The sequence below is a fragment of the Streptomyces sp. NPDC057694 genome (genome assembly GCF_042799415.1).
Lineage (GTDB): Bacteria > Actinomycetota > Actinomycetes > Streptomycetales > Streptomycetaceae > Streptomyces.
The window spans coordinates 88,892-107,730 of sequence record NZ_JBHVIX010000018.1; the positions used below are offsets into that span (position 1 = coordinate 88,892).

Consider the following 18,839-nt stretch of genomic DNA (forward strand, 5'->3'; position numbering starts at 1 on the left):
CCCTTCTCACGTACAGGCCGCTAGAAGCGGCGCACGCCCGACGGCGTCACCACGGCGTGCACGGCCTTGTCGTGCGCCTCGTGCGGGAGGCGTGCGACGACCTCGGTGTCGTAGAGCAGCACGACGAGCGCCGGGTGCGCGTCACCTGCTTCGAGCCGGGCCAGTACGCGGTCGTAGGAGCCGCCGCCCCGGCCGAGCCGCATCCCGCGCGCGTCCACCGCGAGCCCCGGCAGCAGGACCACGTCGGCCGCGAGCACCGCGTCGGGGCCGAGCCGCTCGCCGCCCGGTTCCACCAGCGTCATCTTGCCCGGGTGGCTTACGCGCACGAGTGAGCCGGCCCCGTCGTACGCGCCCCAGTCCAGGTCGTTGTCGGGCAGCAGCACCGGCAGCAGAACCCTCGTCCCACGCGCGCGGAGCGCGTCGAGCAGATCCCCTGTGCCGGGCTCGCCGCCCACGGAGACGTACGCCGCGACGGTGCCCGCCGTCGCCAACTCGGCCAGGTCGAGAGCGCGCCGGGCGAGAACCGTCCGCGCCTCCTGGACGTCATCCATTGGCAACGCGCTCCTCACCGCGAGGAACTCCCGCCGCAATGTGCGCTTGTCAGGCTCGGCGGCGCGGGTGTCACGTGGGTGTGGGTTCATAGCCAACTCACAAACCTCTCCTCATCAACTCATATATGTACCAACAAAGCGGACCCACAGATTCCGCCCATTGGCGCCGGATATGGTGACGGACATGACTGACTCGCACACCCGGATCACCAAGGCTGTCATCCCCGCTGCGGGCCTCGGCACCCGGTTCCTGCCGGCCACCAAGGCGACTCCCAAAGAGATGCTCCCGGTCGTCGACAAGCCTGCGATCCAGTACGTGGTCGAAGAGGCCGCGTCGGCGGGTCTCGATGACGTACTCATGATCACGGGCCGCAACAAGCGCCCCCTCGAGGACCACTTCGACCGCAACTACGAGCTGGAGTCGGCCCTCCAGCGCAAGGGCGACGCCAACCGCCTCGCCAAGGTCCAGGAGTCCAGCGACCTCGCGACCATGCACTACGTCCGCCAGGGCGACCCCAGGGGCCTCGGCCACGCCGTGCTGTGCGCCGCCCCGCACGTCGGCCACGAGCCCTTCGCGGTCCTCCTCGGCGACGACCTGATCGACCCGCGCGACCCGCTGCTCGCGCGCATGGTCGAGGTCCAGGAGCGGCACGGCGGCAGCGTCATCGCGCTCATGGAGGTAGAGCCCTCGCAGATCCACCTGTACGGCTGCGCCGCCGTGGAGACCACCGCCGACGGCGACGTCGTCAAGGTCACCGACCTCGTGGAGAAGCCGGACCCGGCGGACGCGCCCTCCAACTACGCGGTCATCGGGCGCTACGTCCTCGACCCGAACATCTTCGACATACTGCGCAAGACCGAGCCGGGCCGCGGCGGCGAGATCCAGCTCACCGACGCCCTGCAGAAGCTCGCCGCGGACGAGACGATCGGCGGCCCCGTGCACGGCGTCGTCTTCAAGGGCCGCCGCTATGACACCGGCGATCGCGGCGACTATCTGCGTGCCATTGTCAGACTCGCGTGCGAACGTGAAGACCTGGGCCCGGACTTCCGGACCTGGCTTCGCAGTTACGTCACCGAGGAGATGTAGCACCTTGAGCAGCGCGACCACACCGTCCGCCACCGGCCAGCACCAGCTGTGGTCGGTGGACGAGCACCTGGACGACATCCTCACCACCGTCCAGCCGCTCGACCCCATCGAGCTGCAACTCCTCGACGCCCAGGGCTGTGTGCTGGTCGAGGACGTGACGGTGCCGGTCTCGCTGCCCCCGTTCGACAACAGCTCGATGGACGGATACGCGGTGCGCGTCGCCGATGTCGCGGGCGCGAGCGAGGAGTTCCCCGCCGTGCTCACGGTGATCGGCGACGTCGCGGCGGGCGCGGCAGGACCCGACGGGCAGCTCAGCGTCGGCCCCGGCCAGGCCGCCCGCATCATGACCGGCGCCCCGCTGCCGCCCGGCGCCGAGGCGGTCGTCCCCGTCGAGTGGACCGACGGTGGCCTCGGCGCGGGCCCGGTCTCCTCGATGACGGCCCACAGCGCGGCCCCCGAGGGCGCCTCCGGCGAGGTCCGCGTGCACCGCCCCGCCCAGGCACGCGCGCACGTCCGCGCGCAGGGCAGCGACGTCCAGGCCGGAGACAGGGCGCTCGCCGCCGGAGCCGTGCTCGGCCCGCCGCAGATCGCCCTGCTCGCCGCCATCGGCCGCGGCACCGTACGCGTACGCCCGCGCCCGCGCGTGGTCGTCGTCTCCACCGGCAGCGAACTCGTCCAGCCCGGCGAGCAGTTGGCCGATGGCCAGATCTACGACTCCAACAGCTTCGCGCTGACCGCCGCCGCCCGCGACGCCGGAGCCATCGCCTACCGGGTCGGCGCGGTCGCCGACGACGCCGAGACGCTCCGCTCCACCATCGAGGACCAGCTGATCCGCGCCGACCTCATCGTCACCACGGGCGGCGTCAGCGTCGGCGCGTACGACGTCGTCAAAGAGGCCCTGACCTCCATCGGCGACCCCGACGAGGAGGACGGCCTCGGTGCGGGCAGCGGCGTCGAGTTCCGCAAGCTCGCCATGCAGCCCGGCAAGCCGCAGGGCTTCGGCTCGGTCGGCCCCGACCACACCCCGCTGCTCGCCCTGCCGGGCAACCCTGTGTCGTCGTACGTCTCCTTCGAACTGTTCGTCCGGCCCGCCGTCCGGACGCTGATGGGCCTGCCCGCCGAGTCCGTCCAGCGCCCGAGAGCCCGCGCGGAGCTGGCCGCCGACAAGGCGCTGACCTCGCCGTCGGGCCGTCGGCAGTTCCTGCGCGGGGTGTACGACGCTGAGGCCGGCCGGGTCGCGCCCGTCGGCGGCTCCGGCTCCCACCTCGTCGCGGCCCTCGCCCAGGCGGACGCGCTGATCGTCGTGCCCGAGGACGTCACGTCGGTGGAGCCCGGCACCGAGGTGGACGTGGTCGTCCTGGGCTGACCGGCCCGGTCGCCGCGGGCTCGCGATACCGTGTCGCGCACAACAGTCCGGCGCGCCCGCACCGCGCACGGCTCGGATCGGGAGCGCCACCACGCCATGAGCACTTCGCAAGACCGGCCCACGCGGCTCACCCACCTCGACGAGGCGGGTGCGGCCCGCATGGTCGACGTGTCCGGCAAGGACGTCACCGCACGCACCGCACGGGCCAGCGGGCGCGTGCTCGTGTCGTCGCGCGTGGTCGAGCTGCTGCGCGGCGAGGGCGTGCCCAAGGGCGACGCCCTCGCGACCGCGCGGATCGCCGGGATCATGGGGGCCAAGCGCACGCCCGACCTGATCCCGCTGTGCCACCCGCTGGCCGTGTCCGGGGTGAAGGTCGAGCTGTCCGTGGCGGACGACGCCGTCGAGATCCTGGCGACCGTGAAGACGACGGACCGTACGGGGGTGGAGATGGAGGCGCTCACCGCCGTCTCCGTCGCCGCGCTCACCGTCGTCGACATGGTCAAGGCCGTCGACAAGGGTGCCGTGATCTCCGATGTGCGGGTCGAGGAGAAGACGGGCGGCAAGTCCGGTACCTGGAGCCGGTCGTGACGGTGACTCCGTCGGTTCGGCGGATTTCCGGGCGGCCTGCGCCCTCGTCGCGCGAGGGACAGGTGCGCGTGCTCCCGTCGGCGGCCGCGAGCCGGTGGTCCTGCTGCGCGCAGTTCCCCGCGCCCCTGACGGGGCACGACCGCGAGCAAGGAGCCCGCGCATGACCGCTCCCTACCGCGCACTCGTCGTCACCGCCTCCAACCGGGCCGCCGCCGGGGTCTACGCGGACAAGGGCGGGCCCCTGATCGCCGAAGGGCTGCGGGGGATGGGGTTCCACGTCGAGGGGCCGCAGGTCGTCCCGGACGGGGACCCGGTCGAGGCCGCTCTGCGGGCCGCGGTCGAGGCGGCGTACGACGTCGTCGTCACCACCGGCGGCACCGGGATCTCGCCCACCGACCGCACCCCCGAGGCGACCGCCCGCGTCATCGACCACGAGGTGCCGGGCATCCCGGAGGCGATCCGCGCGTACGGGCGGGAGAAAGTGCCCACGGCCGCGCTCTCGCGTGGCCTCGCCGGGGTCGCCGGGCGCACACTGATCGTGAACCTTCCGGGGTCGAGCGGGGGAGTGAAGGACGGCCTGGCCGTCCTCGCGCCGCTGCTCACCCACGCCGTCGACCAGCTCCGCGGCGGCGACCATCCCAGACCGGACAGCGGACCGGATGCCCACGCCGGGGGTGCGCTCTGAACAGCCCGTCCTGGCCCGTCGTCCTGGTGGAGGGCGATGTGGTCCTCCGCCCGATAAGGCTGCGCGACCAGGCTGCCTGGCGCGAGGTGAACCGGCGCAACCGCGACTGGCTGCGCCCCTGGGAGGCGACGATCCCGCCGCCGACCCCGAGCGGCCCGATCACGCACCGCCCGACCTACCGCCAGATGGTCCGCCACCTGCGCTCGGAGGCGAACGCGGGACGGATGCTGCCCTTCGTCATCGAGTACCAGGGCCGCCTGGTGGGGCAGTTGACCGTCGCCGGGATCACCTGGGGCTCGATGTGCTCGGGGCACGTCGGCTACTGGGTCGACCAGTCCGTGGCCGGGCGCGGGGTGATGCCGACGGCCGTCGCCCTCGCCGTCGACCACTGCTTCCGCACCGTGGGCCTGCACCGCATCGAGGTCTGCATTCGCCCGGAGAACGGGCCGAGCCGCCGCGTCGTGGAGAAACTCGGATTCCGCGAGGAGGGGATTCGTCCACGCTATCTTCACATCGACGGCGGCTGGCGCGATCATCTCGTCTTCGCGCTCACCGCCGAAGAGGTCCCCGAGGGCATGATCAGGCGCTGGCGGCGCGAGCGCCCCGGCAACAGCGCAGGTCCGGGGGCACCCAACACGGTGGATCCGGGGACCCCCTCGAAATAAAATAAATGTTCGAATTTGATCGCCGGTGGACCGCGAGAGCCATTAAATTCCCGCCCCGGCGACCCAGTTGATCGCATCAGTCGCAAAAAAAGCTCGAAATATCAGCCAGATCGTGCGACACACCGACTCAATTGGCGGATGGCCTCACGCAAACCCCTCTACGGTGTGACCGTGAGCAGCAGCGGCCTCATCTACGCAGTCATCGTCGGGGCCTGGGCCGCCTACTTGGTGCCGATGTGGCTCCGTAGGCAGGACGAGCTGAACGAAGCCCGTCCGACGGAACGCTTCAGCACCGCGATCCGACTTCTCTCCGGTCGGGCGGGCATGGAGCGCCGGTACGCCAAGGACCTCCAGGCGCGCTCGCCCGAGGACGAGCGGCGCGGCGACCCGGTCGACCCGGACGCGCCCACCGATCCGGTGGACGTCCGGGCCTTCGTCGCGCCCCCGGCCGGCGAACGGCCCCCCGCGGTCACCGAGCGGCCCCCGGCCGACGACCGCCCCCCGACTCCCCAGCGCCCGGCGGCCACCCAGCGCCCCGCGCCCGCCCAGCGGCCCCCGGCCGCCGGACGGGACCACCCCGAACCGGTGCGCGAACCGGCGCCGCAGACCCCCAAGTCCCGCGCCGCACGCGCCGCTTCCGCCGAGGCGCAAGCCCGCGCCCGCCGCTCCAAGGTGCTCGCCCGCCGCCGCCGTACCACCGTGATGCTCTTCATCGCGTTCACCATCGGCGCGGTCGTCGCCGGAGTCGGCGGCATCGCGTTCCTGTGGGCACCCTCGGCACCGGCCCTGCTGCTCAGCGCGTACATCGTCTATCTGCGCCTCCAGGAGCGCCGCCGCTTCGCCTATGTCATGGACCGCCGCCGCGCCGAGATCGCCGCCCAGCGGCTGCGCGAGCGCCAGCCCCGCAGGCGGCAGTCGGCCGGGGGCCGTGCCGCGGCCGAGTACGCCGAGTCCGCCGCGTACGCCGACACCGCGGAGGACGGACCAGACGCCGCGGAGAGCGCGACCGACCCCGGCCTTGAGGCACTCGCCGCCGACCGGCGCGCGCTCGTCGAGCAGACCGACCACGCCGAGTGGGTCGACCAGCAGCGCGAGCGCCAGCGCCACGCCGGCCCCGGCGACAGCTGGGAACCGGTGCCGGTCCCGCTGCCCACGTACGTGACGGCGCCGGTCGCCCCGCGCGCAGGCGGCGGCATCGACTACGGCGCCCCGGAGACCTGGAGCGCCGCCCGCTCGTCGTCCGTCGAGGAGGAGCAGGCCGAGGAAGCGCCCGCGGCCGACGACGGACGCAGCGACGCCCGCCGCGCCGCCTCCGCCCGCCGCTCGCGCGAGCGCGGCCGCACTCCGCTCTTCGACCAGTACGACGACGGCGCGGACGGCCGGCCGCGCGCCGCCAACGAGTGACCGGGCTGACCAGCCCGGGAACGGATTTCCAAGCACCCCGGCCAGGGTGCTAGAGTTTCACTCGTTGCAAGGGCCTGTGGCGCAGTCCGGTAGCGCACCTCGTTCGCATCGAGGGGGCCAGGGGTTCGAATCCCCTCAGGTCCACTGCAACACCGCTTGTGAGGAGACTCGCAGACGGTGGACAAGATCCCGTCCGATCGTTCAGATCGGGCGGGATCTTTGCGTTGGCGTGCCGGGCGACGGTGAAATCCCCTGTTCCGCACGGCTTTCGCGCGCGAGAATCGCGACCATGCCTGAGACCTCTGAGACCCCCGGTGGCGCCTCCGCCTTTCATGATCTGTCCGCCTTCCTCGCCCAGCCCCGCGTCAACTCCCTCGCTCTGTCAGCAGACGGCGGCAGACTGGTCGCCGCCGTGCAGAACCTGTCGGGCGACGGGACCCGGTTCGTGTCCGGGCTGTGGGAGATCGACCCGGCGGGCGAGCGCGAGGCGGTCCGGCTGACCCGGTCCGACAAGGGCGAGTCGGGGCCCGCGTTCGGCCCGGACGGAGCGCTGTACTTCCTGTCCGGCCGCCCCGGTGACGCGGATGGCGACGAGGGCGAGCACGAGGGGGCCGCGCTGTGGGCGCTGCCCGCGCGCGGCGAGGCAGCCGTCGTGGCCCGGCACCCGGGCGGCATCGCGGCGTTCACCGTCGCCCGCGTCTCCGGGGCGCTCGCCCACACCGCCGGGCTGCTGCCCGGCGCGGCCGACGCCGAGGAGCACAGCAGGCTGCGCAAGGAACGCAAGGACGCGAAGTTCACCGCGATCCTGTACGAGGCCGGGCCGACCCGCGCCTGGGACCACGACCTCGGCCCCGAGGACCCGCACGTCTTCGTCCGGGCCACGGCCGGCGCCGATCCGGTCGACGCGGGCGGACAGGGCGCCGGCCTGGAGGCCGCGGGCGACGCCGTGCTGTCGCCGGACGGCACGCGGGTGGCGTACACCCGGTTCACGGTCGGCCGGGTCCCGGACGAGAACCGCACCGCCGTGGTGATCGCCGACGCGACGACCGGCGAGGAGCTGCACGTCGCCGGCGACCTGGTGCACATCTACGAGGCGCCGGTGTTCACCGGTGACGGCACGGCCGTCGTGTGCTGCCGGCTGCGCTTCCCGACGTACGACGAACCCTGGGACGGCACGCTCGTCCGCATCGACCTGGCGAGCGGCGAGGTCGACGATCTGCTGCCCGGGTTCGACAACTGGCCCGGCGGCACGGTCTGTTCACCGGTCGACGACACGCTCTTCTTCACGGCCGACGAGAAGGGCCACAGCCCCGTCTTCCGGCGCGACGCCGACGGCACCGTCACCCGGCTCACCGCCTCGGGCGCGTACGGGTCGCTGTGCGTGGCCCCCGACGGCCGGACGCTGTACGCGCTGCGCAACGCGATCGACTCGCCGCCGCGGCCCGTACGCATCGACGCCGCCTCGGCCGATCAGGCGCCGGTCGAGCTGCCCGCCCCGGGCGCGTTCGACGCGCTGCCCGGCACGCTCACCGAGGTGCACGTCGAGGCGGACGACGGATTCCCGCTGCGCGGCTGGCTCGTGCTGCCCGAGGGAGCGTCCGCCGAGCGGCCCGCGCCGCTGCTCGTCTCCGTCCACGGCGGTCCGGAGGGCACCTGGAACTCCTGGACCTGGCGGTGGAACCCGTGGCCGTTCGCCGCGCGCGGGTACGCGGTGCTGCTGCCGGACCCGGCCCTGTCGGCCGGCTACGGGCAGCGCAACCACGAGCGCGGCTGGGGGCAGTGGGGCGGGCGCCCCTACGACGACGTGATGGCGCTGACCGATGTCACCGAGGCCCGCGACGACATCGACGCCACCCGCACGGTGCTCGCGGGCGGCTCCTACGGCGGCTACATGGCCAACCGCGTCGCCACCAGCACCGACCGGTTCAAGGCGATCGTCAGCCACGCGGGCCTGTGGGACCTGCGGTCGTTCCAGGGCGACACCGACGTCCCCTGGTACTTCCAGCGGATCTTCGGCGACCCGCTGACCCGCCCCGAGCGCTACGAGGCGAACTCCCCGTACGAGAACGCCGCGAAGATCCGCACCCCGATGCTGGTCATCCACGGCGCGAAGGACTACCGGGTGCCGGTCGGCCAGGGCTCGGCGCTCTTCCAGGACCTCCAGCGGTTCGAGGTCCCCGCGAAGTTCCTGTACTTCCCGGACGAGAACCACTGGATCCTGTCGCCGAGTCACATCAAGATCTGGTACGAGACGTTCCTGAACTTCATCGACCACCACACCCTCGGCGCCGAGTGGCGGCGCCCCGGCCTGCTGTGACCCTCAGCCCTTGAGGGGCTTGGCGTAGCAGCGGCTGAGGTCCTCGAAGCGGTAGTGGCCGAACTTCGTGCACGGCTCGTACCCGCTCGACAGGTACAGCGCTATGGCCTCGGGCTGCTTGGTCCCGGTCTCCAGCACCATGCGGGTACGGCCCGCCGCGCGGGCGTCGTCCTCCAGGGCGGCCAGGATGCGGCGGGCCAGGCCGAGGCCCCGGGCCTCCGGGGTGACGTACATCCGCTTCAGCTCGGCGTCCCCGTCCGCGTACCCCTCGTCGTTCTCGTCCTGCGTGCGCCAGCCGCCCGTGGCCAGCGGGACGCCCGCCGCGTCGTAGGCGATCAGGTACCGGCCGCGCGGGGCGTCGAACATCGTCGGGTCGAGCGGTGTGACGTCGCCCTCGTCGCCGTAGCGCTCCGCGTACTCGAGCTGTACGCGGTCGTTGAGCGCGACCGCGTCGGGGTGGCCGAAGGAGACCGGGCGCAGGGTGATCCCGGGTGCGGGGGCGGACGACGCCGACTGAATACTCATACGTTCCATCGTAACTCTATGCTGATGCGGTTGCGGCTGATCCGTCCAGTGTGCCGGTACCGTGGCCGGGTGCTGACTGTGACCAGTGTGAACGTGAACGGGCTGCGGGCCGCCGCCAAGAAGGGCTTCGTGGAGTGGCTCGCCGAGACCTCCGCCGACGTCCTGTGCCTCCAGGAGGTGCGCGCCGAGCCGCACCAGCTGCCCGACGAGGTGCGCGAGCCCGAGGGCTGGCACGTCGTGCACGCCCCGGCCGCCGCCAAGGGCCGGGCCGGCGTCTCCCTCTATACGCGCCGCGAGCCGGAGCGGGTCCAGGTCGGATTCGGATCGGCCGAGTTCGACGACAGCGGCCGCTACGTGGAAGTGGACCTCCCCGGCGTCACCGTCGCCTCCCTCTACCTCCCCTCCGGCGAGGTCGGCACGGAGCGGCAGGACGAGAAGATCCGCTTCATGGCCGAGTTCCACGCCTACCTGAAGGGCCTGCGGGAGCGGGCCGCCGCCGACGGCCGCGAGGTCGTCGTCTGCGGCGACTGGAACATCGCCCACCAGGAGGCCGACCTCAAGAACTGGAAGGCCAACAAGAAGAACTCCGGCTTCCTGCCCGAGGAGCGGGAGTGGCTGGGCCAGGTCCTCGACGCCGGTGACGGCGGCTACGTCGACGTCGTGCGCGCCCTGCACCCCGATGTCGAGGGGCCGTACTCGTGGTGGTCGTACCGCGGACGTGCGTTCGATAATGATGCAGGATGGCGCATCGACTATCAGGTATCGACGCCGGGCCTCGCGCGGCGCGCGGTCAAGGGGTTCGTGGAGCGGGCGGCCACGCACGCCGAGCGCTGGTCGGACCACGCCCCGGTCACCGTCGTCTACGAGTAGGACCCGCCCTGGGGCGGGCTGAGCCTGCGGTCCAGGGCCATCGAGAGTTCCGCCTCCACCACCGATTTGGCGAGCGGGCGCAGGCGTTGGACGTCCTTGTCGTCGCCGTGGGCGAGGACCAGGTCGTGGAAGAGGGTGGCCAGGGCGTCCGCGTGTTCGCGGACCGTGCGGGCCGCCGCCAGGACCTCGGCCAGGGGGATGCCCTCGCGGACCAGGGCCGCCGAGACGTCGAGCAGGCGGCGGCTGACGTGGACGATCTCCTCGCCGTCGGTGCCCAGGTAGCCGAGGTCCAGGGCGGCCTGGAGGTTCTCCGGGGTCACGTCGCCGGAGAAGTGGTCGGCGAGTTCGGTCGCGGTCAGGCGGACCGGGATCTCCTCCGTGGGTTCGCCGATGCCGAGGAGTTCGGCGACGTCGCGGCCGCGGTCGAAGGCCTCGGAGAGTTCGGCGATGCCGGTGAGGGTGTGGCCGCGCTCCAGGAGCTGGGCGATCGTGTGCAGGCGGGCCAGGTGCGTGTCGTCGTACCAGGCGATCCGGCCCTCGCGGCGCGGGGGCTTGATGAGGCCGCGCTCGCGGTAGAAGCGCACGGTGCGCACCGTGATGCCGGCCGCCCTGGCCAGCTCCTCCATGCGGTACTCGCGCTGCTCGCTGGGTTCCGTCGCTTCTGTGGGCACGGCACGACCCTATGTTGTACCGCCGGTAACTTTCCTGGGTCCTACCCCTACCGCTCGGTAGGTACCTGCTCTACTCTCCGAACTGCGCCAGTGTTCACTGGCAGGGTTGTGCGGCGAGGGAGGCCCCGGGATGACCGAGCACGAGCATGTACGGGTGGCGGTGATCGGATCCGGGTTCGGCGGGCTCGGCGCGGCGGTCAGGCTGCGCCGTGAGGGCATCACCGACTTCGTGGTCCTGGAGCGGGCCGGCGAGGTGGGGGGCACCTGGCGGGACAACAGTTACCCCGGCTGCGCCTGTGACGTGCCGTCGCACCTGTACTCGTTCTCGTTCGCCCCCAATCCGGACTGGCCGCGCACGTTCTCCGGGCAGGAGCGCATCCAGGAGTACCTGGAGGGGGTCGCCGACACCTTCCGGCTGCGCCCGCACATCCGGTTCAACGCGGAGGTGAAGCAGGCGCGTTGGGTCGGTGAGAAGGGGTGGTGGGAGCTCGAGACCGCCGCCGGCACGATCACCGCCGACGTCGTCGTCTCCGCCACCGGGCCGCTGTCCGACCCGAAGATCCCGGACATCAAGGGGCTCGACACCTTCCCCGGCAAGGTCTTCCACTCGGCCCGCTGGGACCACGACTACGACCTGCGCGGCAAGCGCGTCGCCATGATCGGGACCGGCGCGTCCGCGATCCAGATCGTGCCCGCCGTCCAGAAGGAGGTCGGGAAGCTGACCCTCTTCCAGCGGACGCCTCCGTGGGTCATGCCGCGCGCCGACCGCGCCATCTCCAAGGCCGAGCGCTGGCTGCACCGCCAGCTGCCGTTCACCACGCAGGCGCGGCGCGGACTGCTCTGGGGCATCCGGGAGTTGCAGGTCCAGGCGTTCACCAAGCGGCCCAACGAGCTGGGCATGGTAGAGCAGTTGGCGAAGCGGAACATGTACCGGGCGGTCAAGGACCCGGCGCTGCGCGCCAAGCTGACGCCCGACTATCGCATCGGCTGCAAGCGCATCCTGCTCTCCAACGCCTACTATCCGGCGCTGGCCCAGCCCAACGTCGACGTCGTCGCGTCCGGGCTGAGCGAGATCCGGGGGAACACGCTGGTCGCCGCCGACGGCACCGAGGCCGAGGTCGACGCGATCGTGTTCGGCACCGGGTTCCACGTCACGGACATGCCGATCGCCGAGCGGGTCGTCGGCGCCGAGGGCGTCAGCCTCGCCGAGAGCTGGAAGGGCGGGATGGCGGCGCTGCGCGGGGCCACGGCCGCCGGGTTCCCGAACTTCATGACGATCATCGGCCCCAACACCGGGCTCGGGAACTCCTCGATGATCCTGATGATCGAGGCCCAGCTGAACTACCTGGCCGACTACATGCGGCAGTTGAACGTGCTCGGCGGGCGGGTCGCCCTCACGCCGCGCGAGAGCGCCGTCGCCGGCTGGAACAACCGCGTACAGGACCGGATGAAGCGCACCGTGTGGAACACCGGTGGCTGCGACAGCTGGTACCTGGACGAGAACGGCCGCAACACGACGGTGTGGCCGGGCACCACGACCGAGTTCCGGCAGGCCACCCGCCGGGTGGACGTGGGGGAGTACGAGGTGGTGCGCCCGCCCGTCGCGGCGGCGTCCGGAAAGTCACGTACCAAGAAGAAGACAGGGGTGAGTGCCGCGTGAGCCGTCTGACGCATGTGCGGACCGGGCCGTACGCGCCGCCGGTGGCCGCCGAGGAGCGAGTCGTCACGTCGGCGGACGGCGCCCGGCTGCACGTCGAGGTGCACGGTCCCGCCGATGGGCCCGCGGTCGTGCTCGCGCACGGCTGGACCTGCTCGACCGCCTTCTGGGCGGCGCAGACGCGGGCCCTCGCGACCGACCACCGGGTGATCGTGTACGACCAGCGGGGCCACGGCCGCAGCCCGGCCGCCGCCCAACTCCCGTACACCACGGACATGTTGGCCGACGACCTGGAGGCCGTGCTGGGCGCGACGCTCGCGCCGGGGCAGCGGGCCGTGCTCGTCGGGCACTCCATGGGCGGGATGACGCTGATGGCCGCGGCGGGGCGGGCGAAGGTCGCGGAGCACGCGGCCGCGCTGCTGCTGTGCAGCACCGGCAGTTCGCGCCTCGTCGCCGAGTCGACCGTGGTGCCGCTGCTGCCTGCGGGTGGGCTGCGCACCCGGCTGACCAGGGCGGTCCTCGGCTCGAAGGCGCCGCTCGGGCCGGTCACGCCGGTCGGCAAGAAGGTCCTCAGGTACGCGACGATGGGCCCGGGTTCGTCGCCCGACAAGGTCGAGGCGTGTGCGCGGATCGTGCACGCGTGCCCGCGCGGGGTGCGGTACGGCTGGTCGCAGGTGCTCGAACAGCTCCAGGTCGACGCCGGGGTGCGGGAGTTGTCCATGCCGGTGGCCGTGCTCGCCGGCACCGCCGACCGGATGACGCCCGTCGTGCTGGCCCGGCGGATAGCCGCGGAGCTGCCCCACTGCGTGGGCCTCACCGAGCTGCCGGGGCTCGGCCACATGACGCCGATCGAGGCACCGGAGGCGGTCACCGGGAAGATCCGGGAACTGTCACGCACGTACGTACACACTCAGGTCGAGCAGGATCAGGAAGGGGTGGACGCCGCATGAGCAAGGTCAGTCTCGAAGGTCAGGTCGCGGTCGTCACGGGCGCGGCGCGCGGGGTCGGCGAGCTGCTCGCCCGCAAGCTGTCGGCGCGCGGCGCCAAGATCGCGCTGGTCGGTCTGGAGCCGGACGAGCTGAAGCAGGTCGCGGGGCGGCTGCACTCCGACGCCGACTGGTGGCACGCCGATGTCACCGACCACGAGGCGATGGCGCAGGTCGCGCGGGAGGTGAAGGACCGGTTCGGGAAGGTCGACATCGTCGTGGCGAACGCGGGGGTGGCGACCGGCGGTCCGCTCGTCGACTCCGACCCCGTCGCCTGGCGGCGCGTCATCGAGGTCAACCTCATCGGCTCGGCCGTCACCGGGCGCGCCTTCCTGCCCGTCCTCATGGAGTCGCGCGGTTATCTGCTCCAGATCGCCTCGCTCGCCGCGATCACCCCGGCGCCGATGATGAGCGCGTACTGCGCGTCGAAGTCGGGTGTCGAGGCGTACGCGCACAGCCTGCGCGCCGAGGTCGGCTACAAGGGCGTACGGGTCGGCGTCGGTTATCTGTCGTGGACCGACACCGACATGGTGCGCGGCGCGGACCAGGACGACGTGATGCGTGAGCTGCGCCAGCGGCTGCCGTGGCCGGCGAACAAGACGTATCCGCTGGGCCCGGCGGTCGACCGGATCGTGGACGGCATCGAGCGGCGGTCCTCGCACGTGTACGCGCAGTGGTGGCTGCGCGGCATGCAGGGCATCCGGGGCTATCTGCCCGCGCTGATCGGGACCGTCGGGCAGCGCGAGATGCGCCGGTTCGAGGGGCGGCTCGGGCATGTGCCGAAGGGTCTGGTGGGGGCCGGCGGGGCCGCCGACGAATCGGTGCGGGGCCGCTGACCTGCGCTTTTCCTGGTCCTGCACGGTCGGTCATTGATCGAAATGCGGCTTATGTCACCCCGTGTCAGTCTGGTCGAGGCCCCAACCCCTCACCCATTACGGGAGTGAACAAGCATGGGCATCATGGACCAGTTCAAGGACAAGGCCGACCAGCTCCAGGACCAGGCCAAGGAGAAGCTCGGCGGCGCCAAGGACGAGGCGAGCGAGCGTTCGTCGCAGGCCCAGGACCAGGCCGGCGAGCGTGCTCAGCAGGCCAAGGACGAGGCGGGCGAGCGCTCGCAGCAGGCTCGGGACAAGTTCCAGCAGGACTCCTGACCCGCGCGTTCACGGTCTGTCCGTCCTGAGCGCTCCTTGAGCGCACCACGGACACCGATCGGGCCCCACCCGGAACTCCGGGTGGGGCCCGATTTTTGTTCACGAGGTCACCGGGGCGGCAGTTCCGGCCGCCTCCGGTCCGGTACGTCCGTGTAGTCGGGCGGGGTGAGGGCGCCCTGTTCGCGCAGCAGGTTCAGGGCCAGTTCGACGGCGTCGTCGAGCTGGGCGTGCCGGCCCTCGGCCCAGTCCAGCGGGGTGCGCAGCGCCTCGATGTCGGGGTCGACGCCGCGGTTCTCGATCGACCAGCCGTACTCGGGGAACCAGGCCGCGTTCATCGGCACGGTGATCGCCGTGCCGTCGCCGAGCTTGTGCCGTCCGGTCATGCCGACGACGCCGCCCCAGGTGCGCTGGCCGACGACGGGGCCGAGCGCGAGCAGCTTGAACGCGGCGGTGATCATGTCGCCGTCGGACGAGGTCGCCTCGTCGGCGAGGGCGACCACGGGACCCCGCGGGGCGTTGGACGCGTAGGACACCGCCTGCGCGTTGCGGGTGAGGTCCCAGCCGAGGATCCTGCGGGACAGTTTCTCGACGACGAGTTCGCTGATGTGGCCGCCCGCGTTGCCGCGCACGTCGACGATGAGGGCGGGCCGGGAGACCTCCATGCGCAGGTCCCGGTTGAACTGGGCCCATCCTGAGCCGCCCAGGTCGGGGATGTGCAGATAGCCGCACTTGCCGTTGCTCAACTCCCGTACGACGGAACGGCGTTTGGCGACCCAGTCCTGATAGCGCAGCGGCCGCTCGTCGACCAGCGGGACCACCGCGACCCGGCGGGCCCGGCCCTCGCCCTCGGCCGGGGCGAAGGTCAGCTCCACCGTGGTGCCCCCGGCGCCCGCGAGCAGCGGGAAGGGGCCCGCGACCGGGTCGACCCGGCGGCCGTCGACATGGGTGAGGGCCGCGCCCTCGCGGATGCCGGTGCCGGACAGCGGGGAGCGGGCCCGGGAGTCGGAGGAGTCGCCGGGCAGGATCCGGCTGACCAGCCAACTCCCTTCGCGGCAGACGAAGTTGACGCCGAGCAGGCCCTGGGCGCGCTGGTAGTGGGGCGGGCCCTCGTTGCGGCGGGCCGGGGAGACGTAGGCGTGCGAGGTGCCGAGTTCGCCGAGCACCTCGCGCAGCAGGTCGGCGAACTCGTCCGGCGACGCGACCCGTTCCACCAGCGGCCGGTACTGGTCCAAGACGGCGTCCCAGTCGATGCCGCACATCTTCGGTTCCCAGAAGTAGGCGCGGATGATCCGGCCCGCCTCGGCGTAGGCCTGGCGCCACTCGGCGGCCGGGTCGACCTCGTGCAGGATGCGGCGCAGGTCGATGAAGACCGTGGTGTCGGTGTCGCCGGCCTCGGTGGAGGGGACGGCCTCGATGTCGCCCTCGTCGGCGACGACGAGCCGGGTGCCGTCGCCGCTGACCGCGAACCAGTCCATGTGGTCGACGAGTTGGGTCTTCTTGCCCTTGGTGAGGTTGAAGTGTTCGAGGGTCGGCTGGGACGAGGTGTCGGCCGGGTTGGCGAACGTCTCGCCGAGTGCCCCGGAGATCGGCCAGCGCAGCCAGACCAGGCCGCCGCCGGAGACCGGGTGCAGCGCCGAGTACTTGGAGGCCGCGACGGGGAACGGCACGACCCGGTTGGCGAGGCCCTCGATCTCGACCAGCGGGGCGCCGTCGCCGCCGGTGTCCTCGACCGGGTCGAGACCGCCCGCCGCGGTGCGCCCGTCGGGCGACAGGGCGAAGGGGGACGGTGTCGCGGACGACAGCGGTACGAGGTAGGGGCGGCAGCCGAGCGGGAAGGACAGGTCGCCGGTGTGCACGTCGTAGACCGGGTCGAAGCCGCGCCAGGACAGGAAGGCGAGATAGCGGCCGTCGCGGGTGAAGACCGGGTTCTCGTCCTCGAAGCGGCCGTTGGTGACGTCGACGATCCCGCGCTCGCCGGGGCCGGTGATGCGGGCCATCTTGATCTGGCGCAGGGAGCGGCCGATGCCCGGGTGCGACCAGGTCAGCCAGGCGCCGTCGGGGGAGAAGGCGAGATCGCGGACCGGGCCGTTCGTGGACCGGATCAGCTCGGTGACCTCGGCGCTCTGCGTGACCTCGGTGGCCGCGGCGTCCGTCGCGCCGTCGCCGGGCACGGTGAGGAGCAGCAGGCGGCCGTCGTTCGAGGCGATGGCGAGGCGTCCGCCGTCGGGGTCCGAGACCAGCTCCTGCACCCGGCCGAGCCCGCCCGAGGCGAGCCTGCGGGGCGGACGGTCGCCGCTGGCGCGGGGCAGATAGGCGATCTCGACGGCGTCCTCGCCGGGCGCGTCGGTGACGTACGCGACCTGTCCGCCGGAGCCCAGCATCTCGGGCAGCCGTACGCGCACGCCCGGGGTGTCGGCGATGGTGCGGGCCGGGCCGTCGCGGTGGGTGAGCCAGTACAGGGAGCCGCGCACGACGACCGCGCTGGCCCGGCCCGTCTCGTCGACGGAGAGCGAGTCGACGTGGAGGGCGGCCGGGACCTGGTAACTGCGGCGTCCCGCGCGCGGCCCGCCGAGCCGCACCCGCAGCTTGCGCGGCACGGAGTCGGGGGCGAGGGAGTCCAGGATCCACAGGTCGCCCGCGCACTGGTAGACGACGCGGCTGCCGTCGGTCGAGGCGTGCCGGGCGTAGAAGGCGTCGTGGTCGGTGTGCCGGGTGAGGTCGGAGCCGTCGGGGAGGCAGGAGTAGACGTTGCCGATGCCCTCGTGGTCGGAGAGGAAGGCGATCCGGCCGCCCACGAACATCGGGGCGTCCAGATGCCCGTCGAGGTCGGCGAGGATCCGCTGCCCGTGCACCCACAGCCGGCCCTGCGCGCCGCCCCGGTACCGCTTCCAGGCGGCCGGTTCGTGCGGCGGCGCGCCCGTGAGCAGCAGCGTGCGCCGTTCGCCGTCGATGTCGGCGATCTGGATGTCGGAGACCGGGCCCCAGGGCAGTTTGCCGCCGGGGGAGCCGTCGGTGGGGACGCTGTAGGCGAACGTGAAGTAGGAGAAGGGCTCGCCGTGGGAGGCGACCGCGAGGATGTCGGCTCTTCCGTCCTTGTCCGGCGGTGTCCAGCCCCTGACCTGGGTGTCGACGCTGCCCCAGTAGGTCAGCCTGCGGGCGGCTCCGCCGTCCACCGGGGCCAGGTGGATCTCCGGGTCGAGGCTGCGCCAGGTCGTGTACGCGATGTGGGCGCCGTCGGGCGAGAAGCGCGGGTGGCTGACCTTCGTCCGGTCGACGGTGACCCGCCAGGCTCTTGCCGAGCCGTCGATCGGGGCGATCCAGAGATCGTCCTCGGCGGCAAAACACAGCTGGTCGCTGTGCAGGTGGGGGAACCTCAGGTACGCCTCGGCTGCATCTTGAGTCACCTCACCATGCTTTTCCGCGAAAGGGCCTCCGGCAACCTGGGTGCTTCGTCCGCGGCTCTCGTCGTGGCTGGTCGCGCCCGCGCGGCGGAGCCGCATATAGACACAGCCCCGCGCCCCTTACGGGGCTTGTGTGGCGCGGCACCGAGCCACTGACGGGGCGCCAGTGTGGCGCAGCGCACGTACGAAACTGTTTCGTTTCGTTAAGGGGGAGGGTATGTTCAGAGCGTACGGACCCGGAGAGGTGAGGTCATGGTCGCCGAAGCGGCAGCGAGACGGAGTCGGATCACGCCCGAGCGCGAGGCCGAGCTGTACGCGGCCGTGCTCGACCTGCTCCGGGAGGTCGGCTACGACGCTCTGACGATGGACGCCGTGGCCACCAGGACCCGGGCCAGCAAAGCGACGCTCTACCGCCAGTGGGGCGGCAAGGCCGAGCTGGTCGTGAAGGCGCTGCGGCACCAGAAGCCGCACTTCGACGAGGTCGACACGGGGTCGCTGCGCGGCGATCTGCACGCGATGGTGCTCCGTGACGACGACTGTCACATGGAGCAGAACAGCGCGCTGATGCGCGGCCTGATGGTGGCCGTGCACGCCAACCCCGATCTGCTCGCCGCCTTCAAGGAATGGATCGTCGAGCCGGAGATGTCCGGTGTGGACCGCGTGCTGCAGAGAGCGGTGGACCGAGGTGAGATGCGGGCCGACAACCCGGCGCGCGCCTACATCATCCACATGCTGATCGGCGGTTTCGCCACCCGGACGCTCATCGACGAGCAGCCGCCCACCCAGGCCTACCTCACCTCGTACATCGACGCAGTGGTTCTCCCCGCCCTCGTCGCCTGAGCTCCTCCCGGAGACCAGTCACGTTCACCTGACGCGCACCGCTCACGTCGTCGGGCTGATTCCCCCTGCCCTGGG

General features: G+C 72.1%; 17 protein-coding genes and 1 tRNA gene. 14 read left to right on the forward strand and 4 right to left on the reverse strand.

Features of this window, described 5'->3' with window-relative positions; genetic code table 11:
- Positions 1-20: 20 nt before the first annotated feature.
- Positions 21-641 carry a 5-formyltetrahydrofolate cyclo-ligase gene (locus ACFVDP_RS30885; protein ID WP_383496860.1) on the reverse strand — a complete coding sequence of 207 codons (621 nt, stop codon included), beginning with the start codon at positions 639-641 and terminating at the stop codon, positions 21-23.
- A 94-nt stretch (positions 642-735) separates the two neighbouring features.
- On the opposite strand from ACFVDP_RS30885, the gene galU reads away from it, so the two are divergent.
- From galU to ACFVDP_RS30925, 8 genes are all read left to right on the forward strand, one after another.
- Positions 736-1,638 (forward strand): UTP--glucose-1-phosphate uridylyltransferase GalU, encoded by a 903-nt coding sequence (gene galU, locus ACFVDP_RS30890; RefSeq protein ID WP_383496863.1) that lies wholly within the window; start codon positions 736-738, stop codon positions 1,636-1,638.
- A 4-nt stretch (positions 1,639-1,642) separates the two neighbouring features.
- Positions 1,643-3,004 carry a gephyrin-like molybdotransferase Glp gene (gene glp, locus ACFVDP_RS30895; protein ID WP_383496865.1) on the forward strand — a complete coding sequence of 454 codons (1,362 nt, stop codon included), beginning with the start codon at positions 1,643-1,645 and terminating at the stop codon, positions 3,002-3,004.
- A gap of 96 nt (positions 3,005-3,100) precedes the next feature.
- The gene (moaC, locus tag ACFVDP_RS30900) at positions 3,101-3,592 is read left to right on the forward strand and encodes a cyclic pyranopterin monophosphate synthase MoaC (RefSeq protein WP_383496868.1); all 492 of its coding nucleotides are present in this window, start codon (positions 3,101-3,103) and stop codon (positions 3,590-3,592) included.
- Positions 3,593-3,752: 160 nt separating this feature from the next.
- A complete protein-coding gene (locus tag ACFVDP_RS30905) occupies positions 3,753-4,277 on the forward strand; it encodes a molybdenum cofactor biosynthesis protein B (RefSeq protein ID WP_383496872.1) in 525 nt (174 codons plus the stop codon).
- Positions 4,274-4,942 carry a GNAT family N-acetyltransferase gene (locus ACFVDP_RS30910; protein ID WP_383497106.1) on the forward strand — a complete coding sequence of 223 codons (669 nt, stop codon included), beginning with the start codon at positions 4,274-4,276 and terminating at the stop codon, positions 4,940-4,942. The genes ACFVDP_RS30905 and ACFVDP_RS30910 overlap by 4 nt, the downstream gene beginning before the upstream one ends.
- Positions 4,943-5,113: 171 nt before the next feature.
- Entirely contained in the window at positions 5,114-6,346 is a 1,233-nt protein-coding gene (glpR, locus tag ACFVDP_RS30915) for a gephyrin-like molybdotransferase receptor GlpR (RefSeq protein WP_383496875.1), read from the forward strand.
- A 70-nt stretch (positions 6,347-6,416) separates the two neighbouring features.
- Positions 6,417-6,490 (forward strand) — tRNA-Ala (locus ACFVDP_RS30920).
- A gap of 145 nt (positions 6,491-6,635) precedes the next feature.
- Positions 6,636-8,663: an alpha/beta fold hydrolase gene (locus tag ACFVDP_RS30925; protein WP_383496878.1), complete on the forward strand. Its 2,028-nt coding sequence runs from the start codon at positions 6,636-6,638 to the stop codon at positions 8,661-8,663.
- Positions 8,664-8,666: 3 nt separating this feature from the next.
- On the opposite strand, the gene ACFVDP_RS30930 is transcribed toward ACFVDP_RS30925, so the two are convergent.
- The gene (locus tag ACFVDP_RS30930) at positions 8,667-9,188 is read right to left on the reverse strand and encodes a GNAT family N-acetyltransferase (protein ID WP_383496882.1); all 522 of its coding nucleotides are present in this window, start codon (positions 9,186-9,188) and stop codon (positions 8,667-8,669) included.
- 69 nt (positions 9,189-9,257) lie between these two features.
- Between ACFVDP_RS30930 and ACFVDP_RS30935 the strand changes: the two genes are divergently transcribed.
- A complete protein-coding gene (locus ACFVDP_RS30935; protein WP_383496885.1) occupies positions 9,258-10,058 on the forward strand; it encodes an exodeoxyribonuclease III in 801 nt (266 codons plus the stop codon).
- Here ACFVDP_RS30935 and ACFVDP_RS30940 read toward each other — a convergent pair.
- Positions 10,049-10,684 (reverse strand): MerR family transcriptional regulator, encoded by a 636-nt coding sequence (locus ACFVDP_RS30940; protein WP_383497109.1) that lies wholly within the window; start codon positions 10,682-10,684, stop codon positions 10,049-10,051. The genes ACFVDP_RS30935 and ACFVDP_RS30940 overlap by 10 nt on opposite strands.
- Positions 10,685-10,859: 175 nt before the next feature.
- On the opposite strand from ACFVDP_RS30940, the gene ACFVDP_RS30945 reads away from it, so the two are divergent.
- The 4 genes from ACFVDP_RS30945 to ACFVDP_RS30960 all read left to right on the forward strand — a co-directional run bounded on the left by ACFVDP_RS30945 (position 10,860) and on the right by ACFVDP_RS30960 (position 14,523).
- Entirely contained in the window at positions 10,860-12,389 is a 1,530-nt protein-coding gene (locus ACFVDP_RS30945; protein WP_383496888.1) for a flavin-containing monooxygenase, read from the forward strand.
- Positions 12,386-13,336 carry an alpha/beta fold hydrolase gene (locus tag ACFVDP_RS30950; RefSeq protein ID WP_383496891.1) on the forward strand — a complete coding sequence of 317 codons (951 nt, stop codon included), beginning with the start codon at positions 12,386-12,388 and terminating at the stop codon, positions 13,334-13,336. The genes ACFVDP_RS30945 and ACFVDP_RS30950 overlap by 4 nt, the downstream gene beginning before the upstream one ends.
- Complete coding sequence (locus ACFVDP_RS30955; RefSeq protein ID WP_383496894.1) at positions 13,333-14,208, forward strand: SDR family oxidoreductase; 876 nt, start codon at positions 13,333-13,335, stop codon at positions 14,206-14,208. Before ACFVDP_RS30950 ends, ACFVDP_RS30955 begins: the two co-directional genes overlap by 4 nt.
- 114 nt (positions 14,209-14,322) lie before the next feature.
- Positions 14,323-14,523, forward strand: a complete 201-nt coding sequence (locus ACFVDP_RS30960) for a hypothetical protein (protein WP_383496897.1) — start codon at positions 14,323-14,325, stop codon at positions 14,521-14,523.
- A gap of 107 nt (positions 14,524-14,630) precedes the next feature.
- On the opposite strand, the gene ACFVDP_RS30965 is transcribed toward ACFVDP_RS30960, so the two are convergent.
- Entirely contained in the window at positions 14,631-17,927 is a 3,297-nt protein-coding gene (locus ACFVDP_RS30965) for a S41 family peptidase (RefSeq protein WP_383496900.1), read from the reverse strand.
- Between the two features lie 249 nt (positions 17,928-18,176).
- Here ACFVDP_RS30965 and ACFVDP_RS30970 point away from each other — a divergent pair, with 249 nt between their 5' ends.
- Entirely contained in the window at positions 18,177-18,764 is a 588-nt protein-coding gene (locus tag ACFVDP_RS30970; RefSeq protein ID WP_383496903.1) for a TetR/AcrR family transcriptional regulator, read from the forward strand.
- The last annotated feature ends 75 nt before the right edge of the window (positions 18,765-18,839 follow it).

What these genes read in the sequence shown, in the direction of transcription:
- ACFVDP_RS30885 (WP_383496860.1), bottom strand. Translation starts at nt 641, where the DNA reads ATGAACCCACACCCACGTGACACCCGCGCCGCCGAGCCTGACAAGCGC.
- galU (WP_383496863.1), top strand. Translation starts at nt 736, where the DNA reads ATGACTGACTCGCACACCCGGATCACCAAGGCTGTCATCCCCGCTGCG.
- moaC (WP_383496868.1), top strand. Translation starts at nt 3,101, where the DNA reads ATGAGCACTTCGCAAGACCGGCCCACGCGGCTCACCCACCTCGACGAG.
- ACFVDP_RS30905 (WP_383496872.1), top strand. Translation starts at nt 3,753, where the DNA reads ATGACCGCTCCCTACCGCGCACTCGTCGTCACCGCCTCCAACCGGGCC.
- ACFVDP_RS30925 (WP_383496878.1), top strand. Translation starts at nt 6,636, where the DNA reads ATGCCTGAGACCTCTGAGACCCCCGGTGGCGCCTCCGCCTTTCATGAT.
- ACFVDP_RS30930 (WP_383496882.1), bottom strand. Translation starts at nt 9,188, where the DNA reads ATGAGTATTCAGTCGGCGTCGTCCGCCCCCGCACCCGGGATCACCCTG.
- ACFVDP_RS30940 (WP_383497109.1), bottom strand. Translation starts at nt 10,684, where the DNA reads ATGGAGGAGCTGGCCAGGGCGGCCGGCATCACGGTGCGCACCGTGCGC.
- ACFVDP_RS30945 (WP_383496888.1), top strand. Translation starts at nt 10,860, where the DNA reads ATGACCGAGCACGAGCATGTACGGGTGGCGGTGATCGGATCCGGGTTC.
- ACFVDP_RS30955 (WP_383496894.1), top strand. Translation starts at nt 13,333, where the DNA reads ATGAGCAAGGTCAGTCTCGAAGGTCAGGTCGCGGTCGTCACGGGCGCG.
- ACFVDP_RS30960 (WP_383496897.1), top strand. Translation starts at nt 14,323, where the DNA reads ATGGGCATCATGGACCAGTTCAAGGACAAGGCCGACCAGCTCCAGGAC.
- ACFVDP_RS30970 (WP_383496903.1), top strand. Translation starts at nt 18,177, where the DNA reads ATGGTCGCCGAAGCGGCAGCGAGACGGAGTCGGATCACGCCCGAGCGC.